The organism is Anaeromassilibacillus sp. Marseille-P3371 (assembly GCF_900169665.1).
In the GTDB taxonomy this organism is placed as follows: Bacteria; Bacillota; Clostridia; order Oscillospirales; family Acutalibacteraceae; genus Anaeromassilibacillus.
In genome coordinates, this window is sequence record NZ_LT835157.1 from 3485358 (window position 1) to 3486558 (window position 1201).

At 53.7% G+C, this 1201-nt stretch carries 1 pseudogene; it reads right to left on the reverse strand.

The annotated features are described in order from the left end of the window. Positions 1-363: 363 nt before the first annotated feature. Positions 364-1201: pseudogene (locus B9Y59_RS16890) on the reverse strand (hypothetical protein); the annotation flags it as partial.

Here is a 1201-nt window from a genome sequence, read left to right on the forward strand (position 1 = left end):
TCCACAGGGGAAGTCCTACAGGAGCAAGCAGAAGCCTTCACAGTGGCCGGCATCACTAACTTGCCATAGCGTAAAATAGATGAATCAAACATAGAAGGACCTAATCCTGGGAATCCCCAGGATTAGGTCCTTTGTTTATCAGGAAGAAACCTTCCCTCTTATTCCGGCGTCCAGTCCATGATTACACAATCGTCACTGCACAATGCTTTACTGGAGCATTGCCCGGCGGCATTATGCCGGTACTCGTGCTTCAAACCGATGGACGCACAGCGCGTTTTTCGTACCTACAGTGTTTCCTGCGCAGGCTCTCTGATCAACTGTTACTTGATCGGATGACTTATGTTCCTTACAAGTGTCCAGTATTTAACCAATGGCCACTGTGCAGTGTTTCACTGCGTTCTGCCCCGGCAGGGTCGTGTAAACGCCCGTGCTCTGGCCCGGGGTGCCGGTTGCATAGACTCTGTAGTAGTAATCGTTCCCAACCTTCGCCACAAACTGCGTCTTGAGAACGCTGCCGTTGCCCACTGTAAAGCTCGGCGTCTGGTTGTTTCCATTTACCACCGTCATCTTGAAGCAATAGGCCTGCCCGCGTTTCAGGGTAAAGTTCACCGTCGTATCGCTGCGGACATAGGCGCCAACTGCCGCTACATTCTGACCTGCGGACACCACACCGCCGGCCCCATAGGAATTGTTCGCGTTTGCAGAAGAACTGCCAGAACTGCTGCCCTTGGACGGCTTATTGGTATCAACCTTCACCAGGTTGTTCTGTGCCTCGCGTGCCTGCGCCACAGCTGCATCGATCTTCTTCTGGCCTTCCTCCGCGTCCAGGCTGTCATCCGCCATCAACGCGTTCAAAACCTCTTTGACCTCTGCTACTGCTGCATAGCTTGCCGCTGTATATTTCGACGGATCGAGCGCATTGATTTCCTTCAGCAACTCTTCCAGTTCCGTCTTGTCCGCCTTCTTGCGCAGGGCCGACATCGCCTGCAACAGATCCTTCGCGGCCTGGTCCACTTCTGCCTGTGGGGAATCCTTGTCCAGCTTCTTGGCAGCTTCCAATGCCTCCAGGAACGCTTCCTGTCCGTCCGGCAGGTATTTGCCCGCTTCGATGTCCGTTTTGATTTCTTCCGCCTTTTCAATGGCGGTATTCAAATTGCTGACGTCCGATGCGCGAATCAGTTGCTTGGACGCAGCTGTCAGG